Annotated in this window: 19 protein-coding genes; 11 read left to right on the forward strand and 8 right to left on the reverse strand. The window is 59.6% G+C overall.

Annotated elements, in window-relative coordinates; translation table 11 throughout:
- The first annotated feature begins 143 nt into the window (after positions 1–143).
- Both dsdC and LLF79_RS15945 read left to right on the forward strand, forming a co-directional pair.
- Positions 144–1,070, forward strand: coding sequence for a DNA-binding transcriptional regulator DsdC (gene dsdC / locus LLF79_RS15940; RefSeq protein WP_032654322.1), 927 nt, complete (start codon positions 144–146; stop codon positions 1,068–1,070).
- A gap of 84 nt (positions 1,071–1,154) precedes the next feature.
- The gene (locus tag LLF79_RS15945; protein ID WP_227879858.1) at positions 1,155–2,243 is read left to right on the forward strand and encodes a cellulase family glycosylhydrolase; all 1,089 of its coding nucleotides are present in this window, start codon (positions 1,155–1,157) and stop codon (positions 2,241–2,243) included.
- Here LLF79_RS15945 and emrD read toward each other — a convergent pair.
- From emrD to tisB, 4 genes are all read right to left on the reverse strand, one after another.
- A complete protein-coding gene (emrD, locus tag LLF79_RS15950; protein WP_045353354.1) occupies positions 2,146–3,330 on the reverse strand; it encodes a multidrug efflux MFS transporter EmrD in 1,185 nt (394 codons plus the stop codon). The two genes, LLF79_RS15945 and emrD, sit on opposite strands and share 98 nt — an antisense overlap.
- A 175-nt stretch (positions 3,331–3,505) precedes the next feature.
- A complete protein-coding gene (locus tag LLF79_RS15955; RefSeq protein WP_021242691.1) occupies positions 3,506–4,339 on the reverse strand; it encodes an EamA family transporter in 834 nt (277 codons plus the stop codon).
- A 62-nt stretch (positions 4,340–4,401) separates the two neighbouring features.
- On the reverse strand, positions 4,402–4,848 hold the full coding sequence (locus LLF79_RS15960) for a GNAT family N-acetyltransferase (protein ID WP_021242692.1): 447 nt from the start codon (positions 4,846–4,848) through the stop codon (positions 4,402–4,404).
- 64 nt (positions 4,849–4,912) lie between these two features.
- A complete protein-coding gene (gene tisB, locus LLF79_RS27075; protein WP_008500146.1) occupies positions 4,913–5,002 on the reverse strand; it encodes a type I toxin-antitoxin system toxin TisB in 90 nt (29 codons plus the stop codon).
- Between the two features lie 521 nt (positions 5,003–5,523).
- On the opposite strand from tisB, the gene ivbL reads away from it, so the two are divergent.
- From ivbL to nepI, 9 genes are all read left to right on the forward strand, one after another.
- Entirely contained in the window at positions 5,524–5,622 is a 99-nt protein-coding gene (gene ivbL / locus LLF79_RS15970; protein ID WP_057979964.1) for an ilvB operon leader peptide IvbL, read from the forward strand.
- Positions 5,623–5,728: 106 nt separating this feature from the next.
- Positions 5,729–7,417 (forward strand): acetolactate synthase large subunit, encoded by a 1,689-nt coding sequence (gene ilvB, locus LLF79_RS15975; protein WP_094944762.1) that lies wholly within the window; start codon positions 5,729–5,731, stop codon positions 7,415–7,417.
- A 3-nt stretch (positions 7,418–7,420) separates the two neighbouring features.
- Positions 7,421–7,708, forward strand: a complete 288-nt coding sequence (ilvN, locus tag LLF79_RS15980; RefSeq protein ID WP_008500144.1) for an acetolactate synthase small subunit — start codon at positions 7,421–7,423, stop codon at positions 7,706–7,708.
- Between the two features lie 82 nt (positions 7,709–7,790).
- Complete coding sequence (gene uhpA / locus LLF79_RS15985; protein ID WP_021242693.1) at positions 7,791–8,384, forward strand: transcriptional regulator UhpA; 594 nt, start codon at positions 7,791–7,793, stop codon at positions 8,382–8,384.
- Complete coding sequence (gene uhpB, locus LLF79_RS15990) at positions 8,381–9,886, forward strand: signal transduction histidine-protein kinase/phosphatase UhpB (RefSeq protein ID WP_227879859.1); 1,506 nt, start codon at positions 8,381–8,383, stop codon at positions 9,884–9,886. Before uhpA ends, uhpB begins: the two co-directional genes overlap by 4 nt.
- On the forward strand, positions 9,879–11,198 hold the full coding sequence (locus LLF79_RS15995; RefSeq protein ID WP_227879861.1) for an MFS transporter: 1,320 nt from the start codon (positions 9,879–9,881) through the stop codon (positions 11,196–11,198). Before uhpB ends, LLF79_RS15995 begins: the two co-directional genes overlap by 8 nt.
- Before the next feature lie 132 nt (positions 11,199–11,330).
- Complete coding sequence (gene uhpT, locus LLF79_RS16000) at positions 11,331–12,722, forward strand: hexose-6-phosphate:phosphate antiporter (protein ID WP_150148321.1); 1,392 nt, start codon at positions 11,331–11,333, stop codon at positions 12,720–12,722.
- 175 nt (positions 12,723–12,897) lie between these two features.
- Positions 12,898–13,350: a DUF1198 domain-containing protein gene (locus LLF79_RS16005; RefSeq protein WP_008500140.1), complete on the forward strand. Its 453-nt coding sequence runs from the start codon at positions 12,898–12,900 to the stop codon at positions 13,348–13,350.
- Between the two features lie 101 nt (positions 13,351–13,451).
- Entirely contained in the window at positions 13,452–14,642 is a 1,191-nt protein-coding gene (gene nepI, locus LLF79_RS16010) for a purine ribonucleoside efflux pump NepI (protein WP_032675698.1), read from the forward strand.
- 48 nt (positions 14,643–14,690) lie between these two features.
- Here the strand turns inward: nepI and LLF79_RS16015 are convergent, their stop codons facing one another.
- The 4 genes from LLF79_RS16015 to LLF79_RS16030 all read right to left on the reverse strand — a co-directional run bounded on the left by LLF79_RS16015 (position 14,691) and on the right by LLF79_RS16030 (position 18,933).
- Positions 14,691–15,596, reverse strand: coding sequence for an EamA family transporter (locus LLF79_RS16015; protein ID WP_227879863.1), 906 nt, complete (start codon positions 15,594–15,596; stop codon positions 14,691–14,693).
- Positions 15,597–15,730: 134 nt separating this feature from the next.
- Positions 15,731–17,110: a carbohydrate porin gene (locus LLF79_RS16020; RefSeq protein WP_023326394.1), complete on the reverse strand. Its 1,380-nt coding sequence runs from the start codon at positions 17,108–17,110 to the stop codon at positions 15,731–15,733.
- Between the two features lie 138 nt (positions 17,111–17,248).
- The gene (locus tag LLF79_RS16025; protein WP_008500136.1) at positions 17,249–17,551 is read right to left on the reverse strand and encodes a PTS lactose/cellobiose transporter subunit IIA; all 303 of its coding nucleotides are present in this window, start codon (positions 17,549–17,551) and stop codon (positions 17,249–17,251) included.
- 5 nt (positions 17,552–17,556) lie between these two features.
- A complete protein-coding gene (locus tag LLF79_RS16030) occupies positions 17,557–18,933 on the reverse strand; it encodes a glycoside hydrolase family 1 protein (protein ID WP_227879872.1) in 1,377 nt (458 codons plus the stop codon).
- Positions 18,934–18,946 lie beyond the last annotated feature (13 nt).

An 18,946-nucleotide genomic window follows, 5' to 3' on the forward strand; every position in this document is an offset into this window, starting at 1 on the left:
ACGATATAAATTGGCGTTCAGGTGAGCCAGATTGAATCAACTGAGTGACTGCGCTCTAAAAAACGCACTTGATCCGCATTAGGTTCACATAAATTCACCCTTAAACAGTATGATGAGCGCAGAAACCACGCGTGAGAATTGTGATGACCGATGCAAATGAAGCCAGAAACCGGCTGCTCAACGGCTGGCAGCTGTCGAAAATGTACACCTTTGAAGTGGCGGCCCGGCATGAATCCTTCGCGCTGGCGGCGGAGGAGCTGTCGCTCAGCCCCAGCGCGGTGAGCCACCGCATCAACCTGCTGGAAGAGGAGCTGGGTATTCAGCTGTTTGTCCGTTCGCACCGTAAAGTCGAGCTGACGCAGGAGGGAAAGCGCGTTTACTGGACGCTAAAATCGTCCCTCGACACCCTGAATCAGGAGATCCTGGACATCAAAAACCAGGCGCTGTCCGGCACGCTGACGGTCTACTCCCGGCCGTCGATCGCTCAGTGCTGGCTGGTACCCATGCTGGGCGACTTTACCCGCCGCTATCCGTCAATATCACTCACCGTCCTGACCGGCAATGATTACGTCAATATGCAGCGAACGGGTGTCGATCTGGCGCTCTATTTCGACGATACGCCGCCCAACCATCTGTCTCATCACTTCCTGATGGACGAAGAGATTTTGCCCGTCTGCTCGCCACAGTATGCCCGCGAGCATGAGCTGCTGAAAAACCCCGATAACCTTAGCCACTGCACGCTGCTGCACGACCGTCAGGCCTGGAGCAATGATTCCGGTACGGATGAGTGGCTGACCTGGGCGCAGCACTTTGCGGTGAATATGCCGCCATCGTCGGGTATTGGTTTCGATCGTTCCGACTTAGCGATTATTGCGGCCATCAACCACGTCGGCGTCGCGATGGGGAGAAAGCGGCTGGTGCAAAAACGGCTTGAACGGGGCGAACTGATCGCCCCGTTTGGTGACAAGACCCTGAAATGCCATCAGCACTACTATGTTTCGACGCTTTCGGGCCGACAGTGGCCGAAAATAGACGCCTTTATCGGCTGGCTGAGAGAACTGGCAGGTTGAAGAATTATTACGCTTTCGCGCTACACCAAATGTGAAAAAGCATGCTAAATACAGGTAATGCTTTCGATTTATCCAGGGTAAACCGTGTTAAAGCCTCTTATAGCGACCGCGTTACTGATCTCTTCCGGCTGGGCCATTGCCGCTGAGCCGCCGCTGACGGCTGCCCGTTATGCGCAGCAGCTTGGCGTCGGGATGGATGTGGACTGGGCGCGCACCGAGCGCGGCATACGCGAATTCGATCCGCTGGTGGTCCGCGATTTTCGGGCTAAAGGCATTACCCACGTGCGCATCCGCGTCGCCGACGAGCCGACGGAAGCGCGGCTGATCCACCTGCGCAAGCTGGTAGAAGCCTGTGAGCAGTATGGCGTGATCCCGATAGTCGCGTATCAGGCTGATGAATATAAAAACGACCCGAAAGCCGATAACGAGAAAGAGACGGTCAACTGGTGGATTGCCGTGGCGCACTATTTCGGTCAAAGCTACCCGCTGCTGGGTTTTGATCTCATTTATGAGCCTGCCGACAAGCTTAACCACAATCTGGCGTCGCTAAACCGTGTCTATGAAAAAACCATCAAAGCGATCCACGACATCGACCCGCAGCGCATGATCTTCATTGCGCCACGCCTGCGTGCCGCGCCGGAGGAGTTATCCAGCCTGAAGCTGCCCGCGCACAGCCAAACCTATCTGCTGGCGGAGTGGCATATTTTCCCGTGGGGGCCGCTGAAAAATGGCGGCAAATACCCGTGGACGTCCGGCACGGCGGCAGAGAAATCGGCCATCCGTAACCGCATCAATGCCGCGCTGCACTGGCAGCAAAAAACCGGGCACGTTAGCTGGGTCGGGGGCTGGGGCGTGGGAGAATCAAGCCGCTTTACGCCAACCGCCTCGCAAGTCGCGTTCGCCACCTTTATGGCCTGCGAGCTGCAAAAGGCCAAAATCCCGTATGCGCTTAACGCGGATTTCCAGTTTTACGACGGTGAAGAGGGCGCCTGGCGGCCAGCGCCAGAGCCGTTATTGCAGGCGATGATTGCGCCCGTCTGTGAAAAGCCCGGCGAGAAGCCGGGCCATCATGCGGTTAAACCGGCTGCTCGTGATGCGGGACACGCGACGCCAGCGGCAGCCAGCACAGTAAAATCAGCAGCCCCATCAGCGTCATCAGCAGGCCCAAACTAGCCTGCCCGGTCTGCGGCATCATCGCCGAGAGCCAGGCCAGCGCGCCGGAACCGATGTTCTGCAAACCGCCCACCAGCGCGCCCGCCGTACCTGCAAGGAACGGGAACGGCTCCATCGCGCCGCTGGTGGCGAGCGGGAACAGCATCCCCGCGCCGAAGAAGAACAGCGCCGCCGGGATGAGCAGCGTCCAGACGGTCATCACGCCAAACAGCCCCGGGATCCACATCATCAGACCCGCCAGCAGACAGCTGATCACCGACTGCCACATCAGGGTGGAGAAGCGCTTGTTTGGTCGTCCGGCAAACCACGCGCCGAAGAACGCCGCCGGGATCGGCAGAATAAACAGAATGCTCACCACCATGCTGCTCAGGCCCAGCCCCGCGCCCAGCAGCACGCCGGAGCAGGCTTCGAACACCGCGATGCCCGCCAGGCCGCCAATCAGCATCAGCAGGTAGCAGGTAAACGCGCCGTTGCCGAACAGCGTTTTATAGCTGGCGAGCAGTTTCGTGCGCGGCGCGTCCTGCGGACGCGTTTCCGGCATCCAGCGCGCCATGCTGAAGGTGACAATGATGCACAGCACCAGCAGGAAGGCGTAGCAGGCGCGCCAGGACCACATCGTGTCCAGCAGGCCGCCGATCAGCGGGGCCAGCAGCGGGCTGACCAGAATCCCCATATTCAACAGACTGTTGGCATGACGGAGCTGGGTGCCCTGATACATATCGCGCGGTAAGGTTCGCGCCATCACCCCGCCGACGCCGGTCCCCACGCCCTGCAGGGCGCTGGCGGCAATCAGTACGGTCAGGCTATGGGTGGTAATGGCAATTACCGTCGCCACCATGAAAATACTCATGCCCACCAGGATCACCGGGCGACGCCCGACGCGGTCAGAGAGCGGGCCGTAGAAGAGCTGCGAAACGCCATAGGTCAGCAGGTAGGCCGCCATTACGCTCTGTACCGCGCCCTCGCGGACGTTCAATTCCTTTGCCATGTCGGCAATCGCCGGAATGTAGATGGTTTGCGCCATCTGACCGACGGCCACCAGTAACACCAGCATCAACAATAAGTTAACGTTCCGTTGCTTTTTCATGTCGCTGAATACTTTTGCCAAAAGAGAAAAATGAAGAATAAGTGACTGCGCATTCCCATAAATGCGCGAGGAATCTACCACAGAGAGATGACAATTTAAGCATTGTCGCGGTGAATGGAAAAACCGGTAAAGGCAGGATTTGTAAACAATAACGGCAACTAATGTTGCCAGTGCTTTACGCCAGGCGCAGCAGAATGGCGCCGCCGGCGATACCCAGCGCTGCTGCAATGCGCAGGCCCGCAACCTTCTCTTTTAAAAGCAAAAAAGCGATCAGCGCGCCAAAGAGTATGGAGGTTTCACGCAGCGCCGCGACCACCGCCAGCGGCGCCTGCGTCATCGCCCACAGCGCCAGACCGTAAGAGCCCATGGTCCCCACCCCGCCAAGCAGCCCCTTTTTCCAGTGCAGACGCAGGTAGCCGGACGCCTCGCGCCGACGTGCCACCATCGCCCAGCCGAGCAGGCAGAAGCCGTTCATAAAGAAGGTCCACAGCGTATAGCCCAGCGCGGTCTCCGACAGCCGCACGCCGGTGCCGTCCACCAGCGTATATCCCGCAATAAAGCAGGCGTTCAGCAGCGCCAGCCAGATCCCCTTGCGTGACTTCATGCGCCCGTTCATTGCCATCGCCAGAATCGACAGGCAAATTACCCCGATGCCGGACCAGGCGAGCCAGGAGAGACGATCGCCGAGCACCAGCACGCTGATCAGCGCCACCAGCAGCGGGGCGGTGCCGCGCATCAGCGGGTAGGTCTGGCTCATATCGGAAACCTGATAGGTCTTCGCGACCAGCACGGTGTAGACCACCTGTAAGGCGCAGGAGACGATCAAAAACGGCCAGCTTGCGGCAGAGGGCTGTGGAGAGAAGGGGAGCAGCACCAGGGCAATCAGCGTGGCGGAGCCGCTGACGCTAATCGCGGAATAGAGCTTGTCCGTTCCGGCTTTAACGATGGCATTCCAGCTGGCATGCAGCAGGGCGGCAAACAGCAAAATACAGAATACGGTGAGGGTCATGGCGTGTCGGGTGGTGAATTGTCACTCAACTGTAACATTCACGCTCTGAAGCTGCCAGCCGGTTACACCGCACAAAAAAGGCGGTGCGTCACCCGCGGTTCGTCCGAGACCAGCGTAAACCCTGCCTGGCGATAAAACCCGTAGGCAGCGTCCGGCGCATGGGTATTGAGGAAATCGAACCAGATGCTGGCATCGGCCATCACCACGGTCAAAAGCTGCTTGCCAATCCCCAGCCCGCGGCACTTCTCGCTGACGTAGAGATGGCGAATACGCCCGGCGCGCGGCTGCTGGCTGAACGGATCGCGATTCAGACCGCATACGCCCACCAGCTTGCCGTTGAGAAACGCCCCCAGCAGCTTTTCACCCGGCGCGTTAAAGCGGTTCTCACCCCGCTGCCAGCTCTCTTCCAGCCTGCGCAGCATGTTGAAATTCAGTGCGATACTTTCCGCCTTCAGGGCGATATACCCCGGCTCGTCGGGCGTGACAGGCTCAATTAACAGACGCGACATAGCATTCCCTCGTTATTAAAGAGGGGCGGTTGCCCGCCCCTCTCAGGTGCGACTTGAACCTGAATTACCGAACGAATTTCAGGACAGCATCAAGCAGTTGCAGTACTGCAACAATGAGTTTGAGGATAAGTATCACCATATCCACTACGCTCATACGCGTCTCCTTTTGGTTAAAAGGAGCACGATGCTGGCGTACCTTTCCGCCGCCTGTTGCCAGCACCTGGATTGACGTAACACAGTGTGCTCACTTCAGGGGTTAAGGCACTGACGGCACCACCCGTTTCAGCCAGGACTTCGTTGCGCCGGTAGAACTGCGGCCCCCTCGCTCACTGCGAACACCCTCAGTATAGATAAATACTGTGCGTATGAACAGTATTTTGTGGACAAAATCTGGAACGCGATCCATACTCAAAAACGTCAAAATCCGTGCCGGAATTGCGCGTTCGTCTTCGATCGCGTATACTTTTTGCGTTGACGTAACACAGTGTGTTCTGCGGCGACCAACCGCAAGACCCTGATAAAAACCTCGCTTCGGCGGGGTTTTTTGTTTTCATCCCCCAACAAACGAAACGTGATCCCTGACGCATTTTTGCGCAGATGAAAATATTTCCATTGTCACGCCCGAAAACCTGTGTTTGTATAAATTCCATCAATGATTCCAAACACAGGTCCCCAATGACTTCATCCATCTTCACTTCGACCCTACTAAAAACTGCGCAACCAGCCGCAGTGGTCGTCGTGCGTGTGGTGGTGGTCGTCGGCAATGCGCCGTAGGGACTGGATCAACACACGAATCCAAAACCCCGCCGGCGCAAACCGGGCGGGGTTTTTCGTTTAGGACCCTCCCCGGAAAGTCGGCTCAGAAGAAAAGGACTGGAGCATGGCAAGTTCGGGCACAACATCCACCAAGACGCGTTTTACCGGCGCGCAGCTGATCGTTCATCTGCTGGAGCGACAGGGCATCACCACGGTTGCGGGCATCCCCGGCGGCACGGTGCTGCCGCTGTACGATGCGTTAAGCCAAAGCACGCAGATCCGCCACGTGCTGGCGCGCCACGAGCAGGGGGCAGGCTTTATCGCTCAGGGCATGGCGCGCACGCAGGGTAAACCGGCGGTCTGCATGGCCTGCAGCGGCCCGGGCGCAACCAACCTGGTCACCGCCATCGCCGACGCGCGCCTCGACTCCATTCCGCTGATCTGCATTACCGGCCAGGTGCCGTCCTCGATGATCGGTACCGATGCGTTCCAGGAAGTGGATACCTACGGCATCTCTATCCCCATCACCAAACATAACTATTTAGTTCGCGACATCGCCGAGCTTCCTCAGGTTATCAGCGATGCGTTCCGCATTGCGCAGTCCGGCCGCCCGGGCCCGGTGTGGATAGACATTCCTAAGGATGTCCAGACCGCAGAGATCGAGATCGACGTGCTGCCGGAACCGGGCGAGCGTGCCCCCGCGCCGGAGTTCAGCGCTGAGAGCGTGCGCGACGCCGCCGCCATGATTAACGCCGCCAAACGTCCGGTGCTGTATCTGGGCGGCGGGGCGATTAACGCCGCGGATGAAATCCGCCAGTTTGCGGAAAAAGCCAACCTGCCGACCACCATGACCCTGATGGCGCTGGGTATGCTGCCTAAAGCGCACCCGCTGTCCCTGGGGATGCTGGGCATGCACGGCGCGCGCAGCACCAACTACATCCTGCAAGAGGCGGATTTGCTGATTGTGATGGGCGCGCGTTTTGATGACCGGGCGATTGGCAAAACCGAGGAGTTCTGCCCGAACGCGAAAATCATTCACGTGGATATCGATCGCGCCGAGCTGGGTAAAATCAAGCAGCCGCACGTGGCGATTCAGGGGGACGTAGCCGAAGTGCTGGCGCAGCTGATCCCGCAAACCGAGGCGACCGATCGCGCCGACTGGCGCCAGCTGGTGGCCGATCTGCAGCGCGAGTTCCCGGGCGCGATCCCAACTGAAGGCGACCCGCTGAGCCACTACGGCTTGATCAACGCCGTTGCCGCCTGCGTGGACGACAGCGCGATTATCACCACCGACGTGGGCCAGCACCAGATGTGGACCGCCCAGGCCTACCCGCTGAACCGTCCGCGCCAGTGGCTGACCTCCGGCGGCCTCGGCACCATGGGCTTTGGCCTGCCCGCCGCCGTGGGTGCGGCGCTGGCGAATCCGGACCGCAAGGTCATCTGCTTCTCCGGTGACGGCAGCCTGATGATGAACATTCAGGAGATGGCGACCGCGGCCGAAAACCAGTTAGACGTGAAAATCATCCTGATGAACAACGAGGCGCTGGGGCTGGTGCACCAGCAGCAGAGCCTGTTCTACAAGCAGGGCGTGTTTGCGGCGACCTATCCGGGGATGATTAACTTTATGCAGATTGCCGCCGGCTTTGGCCTGCACACCTGCGATCTGAACGCGGAAGAGGATGCCCACGCGGCGCTGCAGGCGGCGATTTCTCGCCCAGGACCGGCGCTGATCCACGTGCGTATCGACCCTGAACAAAAAGTGTATCCGATGGTGCCGCCGGGTGCGGCAAATACTGAGATGGTGGGAGAATAAGCCATGCAGAAACAACATGATAACGTCATTCTGGAACTCACCGTCCGCAACCACCCTGGCGTCATGACCCACGTCTGCGGGCTGTTTGCCCGCCGGGCGTTTAACGTGGAAGGCATTCTCTGTCTGCCGATTCAGGGCAGCGAGCACAGCCGCATCTGGCTACTGGTCAACGATGACCAGCGTCTGGAGCAGATGATGGCGCAGATCGACAAGCTGGAGGACGTCACCAACGTGGCGCGCAACCAGTCCGATCCCACCATGTTTAACAAAATTGCGGTGTTCTTCGAATAGATCGCTTAAGGTAAGCGTCTTTCGCTCTTGTAGGCCGGATAAGCGCAGCGCCATCCGGCTTTTTCAGACCGCAGGAACACACATGACCACCATCGCCCTTATCGACGACCACCTTATCGTCCGCTCTGGCTTTGCCCAGCTTCTCAACCTCGAACCGGATTTCCAGGTCGTGGCCGAGTTTGGCTCCGGTCGCGAGGCGCTGGCGGGCCTGCCGGGGCGCGGGGTGCAGGTCTGTATCTGCGACATTTCGATGCCGGATCTCTCCGGGCTGGAGCTGTTAAGCCAGCTGCCGAAAGGAATGGCGACCATTATGCTCTCGGTCCACGACAGCCCGGCGCTGGTCGAGCAGGCACTCAACGCGGGCGCACGCGGCTTCCTCTCTAAACGCTGCAGCCCGGACGAGCTGATTGCCGCCGTGCGCACCGTCTCCACCGGCGGCTGCTACCTGACGCCGGAAATCGCCATCAAGCTGGCGGCCGGACGACAGGATCCGCTCACCCGGCGCGAGCGTCAGGTGGCTGAGAAGCTCGCGCAGGGGATGTCGGTAAAAGAGATTGCCGCCGAGCTGGATCTGTCGCCGAAGACCGTGCACGTCCATCGCGCCAACCTGATGGAAAAACTCAACGTCAGCAACGACGTCGAGCTGGCGCGCCGCATGTTCGACAGCTGGCAATGAGTCCCGTCTTTTCGCGGCTGATCGCCGTTGTTGCCAGCTTTTTTATCTTCTCCGCCGCGTGGTTCTGCCTGTGGAGCATCAGCCTGCATCTGGTGGAACGTCCTGAGCTGGCGGTGCTGCTGTTCCCCTTCGGCCTGCGTCTGGGGTTAATGCTCCAGTGCCCGCGCGGCTACTGGCCCGTGTTGCTGGGCGCAGAGTGGCTGCTGCTGGTCTGGCTGGCGCAGGAAGTGGCCCTCGCGCATCTGCCCTTATTGATGACCGGAAGCCTGCTCACGCTTCTCCCCGTTGCGCTCATTTCCCGCTATCGTCACCAGCGCGACTGGCGCACGCTGCTGCGCCAGGGGGCGGCGCTGATTGCCGCCGCGCTGCTGCAGTCCCTGCCGTGGGTTGGCGACAAGGAGATGCTCAACGCGCTGCTGCTGACCCTCACCGGCGGCCTGACGCTGGCACCCACCTGCCTCGTGATCTGGCACTACCTCACCAGCACCGTCTGGCAGCCGCTTGGTCCGGGGCTGGTGTCCCAACCGGTGAACTGGCGCGCCAGGCATCTCATCTGGTATCTGCTGCTGTTCGTGGTGAGCCTCTGGCTTCAGCTCGGTTTACCTGCCGAGCTTTCACGCTTTACGCCGTTTTGCCTGGCGCTGCCGATTATCGCCCTGGCCTGGCACTACGGCTGGCAGGGGGCGCTGATCGCCACCCTGATGAACGCCATCGCGCTGATCGCCAGCCAGACCTGGCACGACCATCCGGTGGATCTGCTGCTCTCGCTGCTGGCTCAGAGCCTGACCGGGCTGCTGCTCGGGGCGGGCATTCAGCGCCTGCGCGAGCTGAATCAGTCCCTGCAAACCGAGCTGGCGCGCAACCGGCGTCTGGCTGAACGCCTGCTGGAGACGGAAGAGAGCGTGCGGCAGGAGGTGGCCCGCGAGCTGCACGATGACATCGGGCAGACCATTACCGCCATCCGCACCCAGGCGGGCATTGTTCAGCGCCTGGCGGCAGAAAACGCAGGCGTGAAGCAGGGCGGGGCGCATATCGAACAGCTTTCACTGGGTGTGTATGACTCGGTGCGACGCCTGCTCGGCAGGCTGCGGCCGCGCCAGCTTGACGACCTGTCGCTGGAGCAGGCGGTACGCTCCCTGATGCGCGAGATGGAGCTGGAAAGCCGCGGCATTGTCAGCCATCTCGACTGGCGCATTAGCGAACCTGCGCTGAGCGAAGGCCAGCGCGTGACGCTGTTCCGCGTCTGTCAGGAAGGGCTGAACAATATCGTCAAGCACGCCAGCGCCAGCGCGGTCACGATCCAGGGCTGGCAGCAGGACGAGCGCCTGATGCTGGTGATTGAAGACGACGGCTGCGGCCTGCCGCCGGGCTCCGGCCAGCAGGGCTTTGGCCTGGCGGGCATGCGCGAGCGCGTCAAGGCGCTGGGCGGCACGCTGAACCTTTCCTGTACCCACGGGACGCGCGTCAGCGTCAGCCTGCCGTTAAGGACGCATCATGTTTAAAACCCCAGCCAGCGCCGCCCCGTTAAGCAACAAAGCGGAAATCGACGCCCGCTACCGCTACTGGCGTCGTCATATCCTGATCACTATCTGGCTCGGCTACGCGCTGTTCTACTTCACCCGCAAAAGCTTCAACGCCGCCGCGCCGGAAATCCTCGCCAGCGGGGTGATGACGCGCACCGACATCGGCCTGCTGGCGACGCTGTTTTACATCACCTACGGCCTGTCAAAGTTCTTCTCCGGCATCGTCAGCGATCGCTCAAATGCCCGTTATTTCATGGGCGTTGGGCTGATCGCCACCGGCGTGGTGAATATTCTGTTTGGCTTCTCCACCTCGCTGTGGGCCTTTGCCCTGCTGTGGGCGCTGAACGCCTTCTTCCAGGGCTGGGGTGCGCCGGTCTGCGCCCGCCTGCTCACCGCCTGGTACTCACGCAACGAACGCGGCGGCTGGTGGGCGATATGGAACACCGCGCACAACGTCGGCGGGGCGCTGATCCCGATGGTGGTGGGTGCCGCGGCGCTGCACTACGGCTGGCGCGCGGGGATGATGATAGCCGGTGGCCTCGCGATTGTCGCCGGGCTGTTCCTCTGCTGGCGCCTGCGCGACAGGCCGCAGACCGTCGGCCTTCCACCGGTGGGCGACTGGCGGCACGACGAGATGGAGATCGCCCAGCAGCAGGAGGGCGCGGGGCTGACCCGCAGGGAGATCCTCACCAAATACGTGCTGAAAAACCCCTACATCTGGCTCCTCTCGCTCTGCTACGTGCTGGTCTACGTGGTGCGCGCGGCTATCAACGACTGGGGCAATCTGTACATGTCCGAGACGCTCGGCGTGGACCTGGTGACCGCCAACTCGGCGGTGACAATGTTCGAGCTGGGCGGGTTTATCGGCGCGCTGGTGGCGGGCTGGGGCTCGGATAAGCTGTTCAACGGCAACCGCGGCCCGATGAACCTGATTTTTGCCGCCGGGATTTTGCTCTCTGTTGGCTCGCTGTGGCTGATGCCGTTCGCCAGCTACGTCATGCAGGCGGCGTGCTTCTTCACCATCGGCTTCTTCGTGTTTGGCCCGCAGATGCTCATCGGCATGGCGGCGGCGGAGTGCTCGCACAAGGAGGCGGCAGGCGCGGCGACGGGCTTTGTCGGGCTGTTTGCCTACCTCGGCGCATCGCTCTCCGGCTGGCCGCTGGCGCGGGTCATCGACATCTGGCACTGGAGTGGCTTCTTCGCGGTGATCGCCATCGCGGCGGGAATTTCCGCCCTGCTACTGCTGCCGTTTTTACATGCGCAGGCCCCGCGTGAAGCCAGCGTGATGTGATGCGCCTCACCTTTTCACCCCGAGTGGCGCAAAACTAGGAAATTTTCTCGGTTTTACCTGGACGCTGTCTCAGGCATCTCTCGCGGCTGATTTTTACAATGCTGCAAAAATCAGCTCAGGAGTAAACCAACCATGCTGGCCTTCTTAAACCAGGTGCGCAAGCCGACCCTGGATCTGCCGCTCGACGTGCGGCGCAAGATGTGGTTCAAACCGTTCATGCAGTCCTATCTGGTGGTCTTCATCGGCTACCTGACCATGTACCTGATCCGCAAAAACTTTAATATCGCGCAGAACGACATGATCTCGACCTACGGGCTGAGCATGACGCAGCTGGGGATGATTGGCCTGGGCTTCTCCATTACGTACGGCGTGGGGAAAACCGTTGTCTCGTACTATGCAGACGGCAAAAACACCAAGCAATTCCTGCCGTTTATGCTGATCCTCTCCGCCATCTGTATGCTCGGCTTCAGCGCCAGCATGGGCGCGGGGTCCGTTAGCCTGTTCCTGATGATCGCCTTCTACGCCCTGAGCGGTTTCTTCCAGAGTACCGGCGGGTCGTGCAGCTACTCCACCATCACCAAATGGACGCCGCGCCGCAAGCGTGGTTCCTACCTCGGCATGTGGAACATCTCCCACAACCTCGGCGGGGCGGGCGCGGCTGGCGTGGCGCTGTTTGGCGCAAACTACCTGTTCGACGGCCACGTCATCGGGATGTTTATCTTCCCGTCGATTATCGCCCTGATCGTCGGCTTTATCGGCCTGCGCTACGGCAGCGACTCCCCGGAATCGTACGGCCTCGGCAAAGCGGAAGAGCTGTTCGGCGAGGAGATCAGCGAAGAGGACAAAGAGACCGAAGAAAACGAGATGTCCAAATGGCAGATCTTTGTTGAGTACGTGCTGAAAAACAAAGTGATCTGGCTGCTCTGCTTCTCGAATATTTTCCTGTACGTGGTGCGTATCGGCATTGACCAGTGGTCAACCGTGTATGCTTTCCAGGAGCTGAAGCTTTCTAAAGAAGTAGCAATTCAGGGCTTCACCCTGTTCGAAGTGGGCGCGCTGGTCGGCACGCTGCTGTGGGGCTGGCTCTCCGACCTCGCCAACGGCCGTCGCGCGCTGGTGGCCTGCATCGCGCTGGCGTTGATTATCGCCACCCTCGGCATCTACCAGCACGCCAGCAACCAGTACGTTTACCTGGCGTCCCTGTTCGCGCTCGGCTTCCTGGTGTTTGGTCCGCAGCTGCTGATCGGCGTGGCGGCAGTGGGCTTCGTACCGAAAAAAGCGATCGGCGCTGCCGATGGGATTAAAGGCACCTTCGCCTATCTGATCGGCGACAGCTTTGCCAAGCTGGGTCTGGGGATGATCGCTGACGGTACGCCAATTTTCGGCCTCACCGGCTGGGCGGGAACCTTCGCGGCGCTGGATGCGGCAGCGATCGGCTGTATCGTCCTGATGGCGATGGTCGCGGTGCTGGAAGAACGTAAGATTCGCCGCGAGAATCGCGCGCAGAAATTAAAAACAGCCTGAGTGTGCAGGTAACTTCTTTGCCCGGTGTGTGATGCCGGGCTTTTTTATTTGCGCCAACGGCGTTAATACCTGATCCCCCATTCCGCAACGTCTTTTCAGAGCACTATTCTGGTTATGCCCGCTGTTGACGCCGTGCGTTTCCCGCTATGATGAGCGGCTAGTCAAAGGAGAACGCATGGTCTGGATAATGCTGGCAACGCTTGCCGTGGTGTTTGTGGTGGGATTTCGCGTCCTGACCTCAGATTCCCGCCGCGCCATCAAACGTTTAAGCGAGCGTCTGGGCATCACCCCGATGCCGGTCGAGTCGATGATCGATCAGTTCGGTAAAACGCCGGGCAATGAGTTTATCCGCTACCTTGAACGCCCCGACGAGGCGCATCTGCAAAACGCCGCGCAGGTGCTGCTGATCTGGCAGGTCTGCATTGTCGATGGCAGCGAGGAGAACCTGCACACGTGGCACCGCCTGCTGCGTAAAGCCCGCCTTGCCGCACCCATTACCGATGCGCAAATTCGTCTGGCGCTTGGCTTCATGCGCGAGATGGAGCCCGATCCGCAGGAGCTGAACGCCTTCCAGCTACGCTATAACCAGCTCTTCCTGCCGGAAGAGGGCGTGTTTTACCTGCACTGATCCCCTCAAAAACCACAAAAGTTGTCTAAACGTTAAATTCGTCACACTTTTGATGATAAACTGCGCGACTTTTCCGCACGTTTTTATCTTCAGGTGACGCCATGACAGAACATATCCAGCCCACGACCCGACCGCAGACCAAAGAGGTTACTCGCCCCATCTGGTCGGCGGTTTTCTCCGTGGCGTTCTGCGTCGCCTGCCTGATTACCGTTGAGTTTCTGCCGGTGAGCCTGCTGACGCCGATGGCGCAGGACTTGGGCATTTCCGAAGGCGTGGCGGGGCAGTCCGTTACCGTCACCGCCTTCGTGGCGATGTTCGCCAGCCTGTTTATCACCCAGGTGATTGGCACCATCGACCGCCGCAAGGTGGTCATACTGTTCAGCGTGCTGCTGACGCTCTCCTGCCTGCTGGTCTCCTTCGCGGAAAGCTTCACCCTGCTGCTGCTCGGTCGCGCCTGCCTGGGGCTGGGGCTCGGCGGCTTCTGGGCGATGTCGGCCTCGCTCACCATGCGCCTGGTGCCCGCGCGGACGGTGCCGAAAGCGCTTTCCGTTATCTTCGGTGCGGTCTCCATCGCGCTGGTGATTGCCGCGCCGCTCGGCAGCTTCCTCGGCGGGATTATCGGCTGGCGTAACGTCTTCAACGCCGCGGCGGTGATGGGCCTGCTCTGCATCATTTGGGTGTGGAAAGCGCTGCCGTCCCTGCCGGGCGAAGCGGCGCACCATAAGCAGAACATGTTCGCGCTGCTCAAGCGCCCCGGCGTGCTGGCGGGGATGACCGCCATCTTTATGGCCTTTGCCGGGCAGTTTGCCTTCTTTACCTATATCCGCCCGGTGTTTATGACCATGGCGGGCTTTGACGTAGACGGCCTGACGCTGGTGCTGCTGAGCTTCGGTATCGCCAGCTTTGTCGGTACCTCGCTGTCGTCGCAGTTCCTGAAACGCTCCCTGAAGGTGGCGCTGGCGGGTGCGCCGCTGGTGCTGGCGGCAAGCGCCACGGTGCTGGTGCTGTGGGGCAGCGATAAGTGGGTCGCGTCTGCCATTGCGATTATCTGGGGCTTTGCCTTTGCGCTGGTGCCGGTGGGCTGGTCGACGTGGATCACCCGCTCGCTTGCCGATCAGGCGGAAAAAGCCGGGTCGATTCAGGTGGCGGTGATCCAGCTGGCGAACACCTGCGGCGCGGCCATTGGCGGCGTGGCGCTCGACCATCTGGGGCTGACGTCACCGCTGGTGATTTCCGGCACGCTGATGCTGCTGACGGCGCTGCTGGTGGCGGGGAAGGTTAAAGCGAAGTAGTGTTTTTCTCCCTCTCCCGTGGGAGAGGGTTGGGGTGAGGGCATCAGGCTACGCCGATGCCTTAACCCTTCTACGCGAATCCATCGAAATCAGCACCACCGACGACACAATCAGCAGCGTCCCCAGCCAGTCCGGCAGGGTAAACGCCACGCCCAGCAACACCACCGACAGCAGCGCGCTGCTCAGCGGCTCGGCGCAGCTCAGGATGCTCGCCTTCGGCCCGCCGATCATCTGTGCGCCTTTCAGATACAGGCTGAACGTCAGCGCGGTGCCGATCACCACCAGGTAGAAAAACGCCAGCAGCAGGCCGCCGTCGAGCACGAAGGTGGTGCCGCGTCCGGCGTAGAACGGCGTCAGCATTAATCCGGCAATCAACATACTCCAGCCGACAATCGGCAATGTGCCGTAGCGGGCAATCAGCGTTGACGGATAGGTGGTGTAAAACGCGGCGGCAAACGCCGAGGCGATGCCGAAGAACAGGGCGGCAGGCGAGATGGAGAGCGAGGTTGGGTCGCCGTGGGTGACCAGCAGGAACGTCCCGACAAGCGAGGTCACAATCGCGGACAAAACAAACACGCCGGGGCGCTTTTTCCGCGCCAGCGCGAACCACGCCACGATAATCGTTGGCGACAGAAACTGCAGCACGGTGGCCGTCGCGGCGTTGGATTTTTCAATCGTCAGCAGGAAGGTGAGCTGCACGGTGAGCGCGCCGACCAGCGAGAAAAACAGCAGGCTGAGGGCATCTTTGCGATGCTTGATGACCGAGAAAATCTTGTCGCCGTGAACGAAGGAGAGCGTCAGCAGGATCACGCCGGTAAACAGCAGGCGAACCATGGTCAGGTAAGGCGAAGAAATGTGGCTTTTCTCCATGATGTACTGCGCGCAAACGCCGGAACTGCCCCATAAAACGGCGGCGATCAGGACGTTCAGCATCCCTTTACGTGTGGAACCCATTTTCTCCCCTGTTATGTTGGTTTTTTTGTAGCATAACATGGGATCTTGCCGGGTGGCGCTACGCTTACCCGGCCTACAAAACCTTGTAGGCCCGTGCAAGCGCAGCGCCGCCGGGCGAAACAAACGACGCTCTACTAGAACCACGCCTCCCACATCGCGCCGACGTTGAAGTCGTCGAGCGTCTCGTCTTTGGTGTTGTTAACGCGCGCGGTGCGTGCGTTATCCACCTTGCCGCCGGTCACGTAGAAGCGCAGCATCGGACGGAACTCCGGCCCCATGGCGATAGACATGTTCTGCGACAGGGTCAGCTTCCAGCCTTTGTTGTCGCCGCCGTTGTCGTAATCCACGTGCTGCCAGCCCGCTTCCAGCCAGGTGGAGTGAACGTCGTTCCACCAGTGCATCGGACGCACGATGGCGTTGTAGTTCTTACGGTTGTCGGTCTTATCACGGCTGTTGTCGTAATCGTGGAAGGCGAGGATGTACTCCACCTGCGTGGCCTGGGTGAATTTGTACAGCCCTTCGAAGCTGGCGTAGACCGTGGTCAGGTCTTCGGTTTTATTGAACACGCTGTTGTCCGAGTTATCGGAGTAGCGGGCAATTACCTTGTTCACGCCGCTGTCGTTAGTGTGGCTCAGCACCACGCCGCCCTGCCAGGCGTTCAGACGCTCGTCGCTCTCCACCGCTTTTGAGTCAAAGCCGTAGTTGGCGTACAGCTCCAGATCCAGCGGGCCGAGCTTCATGCCGTGGATTTTAGAGGTGGCCGCGTAGTTACCTTTGTCGCCCGTGCCGGACCCGCCGGTACAGGTGATGCGTGACGGGTTCGCTTCGTCTTCCATCACTTCCGGGCTACAGGATTCCACCGCCGCCACGGCAGCGACGTCAAACTGCACGCCGCCGATATCGAAGTTCTTCACCCCGGCGCCCTGGCCGTCGTGGTTCATCCAGAAGTAATCGTTGATGCCCTGCTGCGGACGCTGGTGGAAGTCGCGACCGGCCCAGAAATAGGCGTTCGGGTTGGAGGCCATAATGTTGGTCACCCCCGCGTAGGCCTTTTTCAGGTTAACTTCGTCGCCCCAGTGGTCGATCATCACGTTGATGTCCCAGATGGCGCCGTTTTCTCCCTTGAAGGCTTTAGAGAGCTGGAACTCGCCGCCGTTGCCTTCGTTACCCAGACGACCGATCGCGGACGCGCCGTTGTAGGAGCCATCGACAGCCACGTATTTCTGATCGGCGGCCTGGAAGTGCGCGCCGTAGCGGGCGTAGCCGGTAAATTTAATCCCGAACGGAATCGCCATGTCCGGGGATTGCGCCGCGCTCTGCGGCTCGGTCACCACGTCCGCTTTTTTCGCGACGGCGGCATCCATTTTGGCCTGACGTTCGGCCAGGGCTTTATCCACCGCTTTCGCCACAATGGCGTCGATTTGCTCCTGCGTGAATTCCTGGGCGAGCACGGAAATTGGGCAAAGCGCGGCGATAACCGCCATGGTTAATGGAAGTTTTTTAATCGTATTCATGGTTATCTCAATATAGTTTAATTTTATTCAGACAATAACCATCCCGCTCCGATCTGACAGAATATGTCGCTATCATCAGAACAAGTGGATTTCTAGTTTTAGGTACAGAGGTATTACATTAATTTATTTCGCCATAGACTATCTCTGATATAAATGAATAATTTCTTCGGATAATTCACGCGCTAATAAGGAGTTCATTAAATGATCCTGCGCGTGCACCATGATTAACGTCATCGGCTGGCGGGCTTCGCCCGCGTCCTGCTCAATCAGTTTGGTCTGCATTTTATGCGCCTGACGCGCGTAGCCGTCGGCTTCGCGCAGCAGGCTTTTGGCCTCGTCAATGTTGCCCTGACGCGCCGCGTGCAGCGCTTCAAAGCACAGGCTGCGGGACTGCCCGGCGTTGACGATAATTTCCATTACGGCTTCTTCTAGTGCGATCATCATCATTACTCTTTATCAAAGCTATTATTTAAGGCGGTGGCGGCAAACCACTCCCCGCTTTTCTTAATGGTGCGCTGCTGCGTCTCCAGATCGAGCTGGATAAATCCGTAGCGATTTTTATACGCGTTACACCACGACCAGTTATCAATAAACGTCCACATATGGTAGCCAAGGCAATTGCAGCCTTCGCTAATACCTTTGTGCAGCCACGTTAAATGCTCAGATATAAAATCAATGCGGTATTGATCGTTAATCTGGCCATTTTCAATAAAGCGCTGCTCGTTTTCGACGCCCATGCCGTTTTCAGAAATAAAGCAGCGGGGGTTGCCGTAATTGTCGCGCAGGTTAATCAGAATATCGTAAATACCCGGCGCGTAGATTTCCCAGCCGCGGTAGGGGTTCATCTTGCGGCCCGGCATCTCGTAGCTATCAAAGAACCATTCCGGCATAAACGGCGCCTGCGGGTTCACCGCGCTGTCGCGACACTTCACGCGACGCGGCTGATAGTAGTTAATGCCGAGCAGGTCGATTTTCCCTTCCGCAATCAGGAAACCGTCTTCCGGCTTGCAGGCGGGCAGCTGGTCGTAAGATTTCAGCAGCGCCACCAGATCCGCCGGGTATTCGCCGCGCAGGACCGGGTCGAGGAAGCTGCGGTTAAACATCAGATCCGCAACGTGCGCCGCCTTCACGTCTGCCGGGTTCTGCGAACGCGGATACGACGGCGTCAGGTTCAACACGATGCCGATCTCCCCCGCGTAGTGCCCGGCGCGGTAGGCCTGAACCGCCTTCGCATGGGCCAGCACCGTGTGATACGCCACGGTGGCCGCCCGGCGGAAATCCACTACGTTGGGGTAGTGGAAGTCGTACAGATAACCGCCTTCCACCGGCACGATCGGCTCGTTGAAGGTAAACCAGTGCAGCACGCGGTCGCCGAACAGCTCGAAGCAAATCTGCGCATAGCGGGCGTACGCGTCCACTACGTCACGGTTTTCCCAGCCGCCAATTTCCTGCATCGCCATCGGCATGTCGAAATGGAACAGGGTGATAAACGGCGTGATGCCCTGTTCATTCAGCTCATCAATGACCTGATTATAAAAATCGACCGCGTCCGGGTTCACTTCACCGATACCGTCGGGGATCAGGCGCGCCCAGCTAATCGAGGTACGAAAGCTGTTGTGGTTCAGCTGTTTTAACAGCTGAATGTCCGTTTTCCAGTGCTGATAAAACGTGGAGGTGTGCTGCGGCCCCACGCCGTTGTGAAAACGGTTCGGCTCGCGGGCAAACCAGTAGTCCCACGTGGTTTCACCCTCTCGTGTCCCTTCCGTCTGGAGAGCGGAGCTTGCGCTGCCCCACCAGAAGTTATCGGGAAATGCGTATTTCATGACCCTTCCTCTT

Source organism: Enterobacter cloacae complex sp. 2021EL-01169, assembly GCF_020733125.1.
GTDB lineage: Bacteria > Pseudomonadota > Gammaproteobacteria > Enterobacterales > Enterobacteriaceae > Enterobacter > Enterobacter roggenkampii.

Coding starts and splice junctions, on each gene's coding strand:
- uhpB (WP_227879859.1), top strand. CDS start 8,381: ATGAGTCCCGTCTTTTCGCGGCTGATCGCCGTTGTTGCCAGCTTTTTT.
- emrD (WP_045353354.1), bottom strand. CDS start 3,330: ATGAAAAAGCAACGGAACGTTAACTTATTGTTGATGCTGGTGTTACTG.
- ivbL (WP_057979964.1), top strand. CDS start 5,524: ATGACTTCATCCATCTTCACTTCGACCCTACTAAAAACTGCGCAACCA.
- ilvN (WP_008500144.1), top strand. CDS start 7,421: ATGCAGAAACAACATGATAACGTCATTCTGGAACTCACCGTCCGCAAC.
- LLF79_RS16015 (WP_227879863.1), bottom strand. CDS start 15,596: ATGGGTTCCACACGTAAAGGGATGCTGAACGTCCTGATCGCCGCCGTT.
- tisB (WP_008500146.1), bottom strand. CDS start 5,002: ATGAGCGTAGTGGATATGGTGATACTTATCCTCAAACTCATTGTTGCA.
- uhpA (WP_021242693.1), top strand. CDS start 7,791: ATGACCACCATCGCCCTTATCGACGACCACCTTATCGTCCGCTCTGGC.
- uhpT (WP_150148321.1), top strand. CDS start 11,331: ATGCTGGCCTTCTTAAACCAGGTGCGCAAGCCGACCCTGGATCTGCCG.
- LLF79_RS16030 (WP_227879872.1), bottom strand. CDS start 18,933: ATGAAATACGCATTTCCCGATAACTTCTGGTGGGGCAGCGCAAGCTCC.
- ilvB (WP_094944762.1), top strand. CDS start 5,729: ATGGCAAGTTCGGGCACAACATCCACCAAGACGCGTTTTACCGGCGCG.
- LLF79_RS15995 (WP_227879861.1), top strand. CDS start 9,879: ATGTTTAAAACCCCAGCCAGCGCCGCCCCGTTAAGCAACAAAGCGGAA.
- nepI (WP_032675698.1), top strand. CDS start 13,452: ATGACAGAACATATCCAGCCCACGACCCGACCGCAGACCAAAGAGGTT.
- LLF79_RS16005 (WP_008500140.1), top strand. CDS start 12,898: ATGGTCTGGATAATGCTGGCAACGCTTGCCGTGGTGTTTGTGGTGGGA.
- dsdC (WP_032654322.1), top strand. CDS start 144: ATGACCGATGCAAATGAAGCCAGAAACCGGCTGCTCAACGGCTGGCAG.
- LLF79_RS15960 (WP_021242692.1), bottom strand. CDS start 4,848: ATGTCGCGTCTGTTAATTGAGCCTGTCACGCCCGACGAGCCGGGGTAT.
- LLF79_RS16025 (WP_008500136.1), bottom strand. CDS start 17,551: ATGATCGCACTAGAAGAAGCCGTAATGGAAATTATCGTCAACGCCGGG.
- LLF79_RS16020 (WP_023326394.1), bottom strand. CDS start 17,110: ATGAATACGATTAAAAAACTTCCATTAACCATGGCGGTTATCGCCGCG.
- LLF79_RS15955 (WP_021242691.1), bottom strand. CDS start 4,339: ATGACCCTCACCGTATTCTGTATTTTGCTGTTTGCCGCCCTGCTGCAT.